Origin of the sequence: Mesorhizobium sp. M7D.F.Ca.US.004.03.1.1, from assembly GCF_003998635.1 — a bacterium.
Taxonomy (GTDB): Bacteria; Pseudomonadota; Alphaproteobacteria; order Rhizobiales; family Rhizobiaceae; genus Mesorhizobium; species Mesorhizobium loti.
Window position 1 is genome coordinate 1 of record NZ_RZQG01000819.1, and the last position, 2,670, is coordinate 2,670.

Genomic DNA, 2,670 nt, shown 5'->3' on the forward strand with positions numbered 1-2,670 from the left:
ACAGGACATCGAGCGTCTCTCTGTTGTAGCGCTTGCCGTGGCACACGTCGCAAGTGACGTAGACGTCGGGGAGGAAATGCATCTCGATCTTGATGACGCCGTCGCCCTGGCAGGCCTCGCAGCGGCCGCCCTTGACGTTGAAGGAGAACCGGCCCGGCTGATAGCCGCGCGCCTTGGCTTCGGGCAGACCGGCGAACCAGTCGCGGATCGGCGTGAAGGCACCGGTATAGGTGGCAGGGTTGCTGCGCGGGGTCCTGCCAATGGGCGACTGGTCGATGTCGATGACCTTGTCCAGGAATTCGAGGCCTTCGATGCGGTCGTGGTCGGCAGGATGCTCACGCGAGCCCATGATGCGGCGCGACGCCGCCTTGAACAGCGTCTCGATCAGGAAGGTCGATTTGCCGCCGCCCGACACGCCGGTCACGGCTGTGAAGGTGCCGAGCGGGATTTCGGCGGTGACGTTCTTCAGATTGTTGCCGCGCGCGCCGACGATCTTGAGGCGCCGGTTCTTCTTCGCCTCGCGCCGCACGCCAGGCGTCGCCACTTCGAGCGCGCCCGACAGATATTTGCCGGTGATCGAATTGGGATTGGCCATGACCTGCTGCGGCGTGCCCTGGGCGATGATCTCGCCGCCATGGATACCGGCGGCCGGACCCATGTCGACGACATAGTCGGCATGCAGGATGGCGTCTTCATCATGTTCGACGACGATCACGGTGTTGCCGATATCGCGCAGGTGCTTGAGCGTATCCAGCAGGCGGGCATTGTCGCGCTGGTGCAGGCCGATCGACGGTTCGTCCAGCACATAGAGCACGCCGGTGAGGCCGGAGCCGATCTGCGACGCCAGCCGGATGCGCTGGCTCTCGCCGCCCGACAGCGTGCCGGAATTGCGCGACAGCGTCAGATAGTCGAGCCCGACATCGTTGAGAAAGCGCAGCCGCTCGCGGATCTCCTTCAAGACCCGCACCGCAATCTCGTTCTGCTTGTCGTTGAGTGACGCCGGCAGGTCGGTGAACCACTGGTCGGCCTTGCGGATGGAAAGCTCGGTGACTTCGCCGATGTGCTTGCCGGCGATTTTCACCGCCAGCGACTCGGGCTTCAGCCGATAACCCTTGCAGACCGGGCAAGGCGTGGCCGACATGAAGCGCTCGATCTCCTCGCGCATCCAGGCGGATTCAGTCTCTTTCCAGCGCCGCTCCAGATTGGGGATGACGCCTTCGAAAGTCTTTGTCGTCTTGTAGGAGCGCAGGCCGTCATCATACTGGAAGGTGATTTCGCGCTCGCCGGTGCCGCGCAGGATTGCTTCCTGGGCTTCCGTGGTTAGATCCTTGAACTTGTCGCCGAGCTTGAAGCCATAAGCCTTGCCGAGCGCTTCCAGCGTCTGCGCGTAATAGGGCGAGGTCGACTTGGCCCACGGGCTGACGGCGCCGTCGCGCAGCGAGATGTTTTCGTCCGGCACGATCAGATTGCCGTCGATGGCGCGCTGGCTGCCGAGGCCGTCGCAGGTCGGGCAGGCGCCGAACGGGTTGTTGAACGAGAACAGGCGCGGTTCGATTTCCGGAATGGTGAAGCCGGAAACCGGGCAAGCGAACTTTTCCGAGAACAGGATGCGCTCATGCGTCTCGTTCTTCGACTTGTTGACCGAATCCTCGCCGGTCTGGCTGGAATCCAGCGGCTTGTCGGCGAATTCGGCGACCGCCAGTCCCTCGGCCAGCTTCAGCGCTGTTTCGATGGAACCGGCAAGCCGCGTTGCCAGATCGCCGCGCACGACGATGCGGTCGACGACGACGTCGAGGTCATGCTTGTACTTCTTGGCCAGCGCCGGCACGGCGGCGATCTCATAGAAAACGCCGTCGACCTTGACGCGCTGAAAACCCTTCTTCTGCAGCTCCAGCAATTCCTTGCGGTATTCGCCTTTGCGGCCGCGCACCATCGGCGCCAGGATGAACAGGCGCGTGCCTTCCTCGACCGCCAGCACACGGTCGACCATCTGCGAAACCGTCTGGCTCTCGATCGGCAGGCCGGTGGCCGGCGAATAGGGGATGCCAACGCGCGCAAACAGCAGGCGCATATAGTCGTAGATCTCGGTGACGGTGCCGACGGTCGAACGCGGGTTCTTCGAGGTGGTCTTCTGCTCGATGGAGATGGCGGGCGACAGGCCGTCGATCTGGTCGACGTCAGGCTTCTGCATCATTTCGAGGAATTGCCGTGCGTAGGCCGACAGGCTTTCGACGTAGCGGCGCTGGCCCTCGGCGTAGATGGTGTCGAAGGCAAGCGACGATTTGCCGGAACCCGACAGGCCGGTCATGACAATCAGGCTGTCACGCGGCAGGTCGAGATCGACATTCTTCAGATTGTGTTCGCGCGCCCCGCGAATGGAAAGATATTTATGGTCGGCCATAGCCGGTCGCCGCCTCAGAATCTGGAATTTCCTGGAATGGCGGGTTTTCCCGGCCATCCCCTATGTAGGTAGTTTTGCCGCCACGTCGAGAGACGCCACAATTCCCGACAAATGCGTTTAACCGTCTTTCGCGTGCACGGGCAAGCGGAAAGAACAAAGGCCGAACACGCTCCTGACAAAGCTGTGCAGAAACTGACTTGCACGTAACCTCCCTGCGATCACATTTTTCGGTAACCGGCTATTGAAGGTTGACGTCCCCGACTCAGGGG

1 protein-coding gene is annotated in these 2,670 nt (G+C 62.2%); it reads right to left on the reverse strand.

The features are described 5' to 3' along the window. The coding region (gene uvrA, locus EN935_RS30350) for an excinuclease ABC subunit UvrA (RefSeq protein ID WP_127373937.1) at positions 1 to 2,401 on the reverse strand (2,401 nt) is incomplete at its 3' end. Between the last annotated feature and the right edge of the window lie 269 nt (positions 2,402 to 2,670).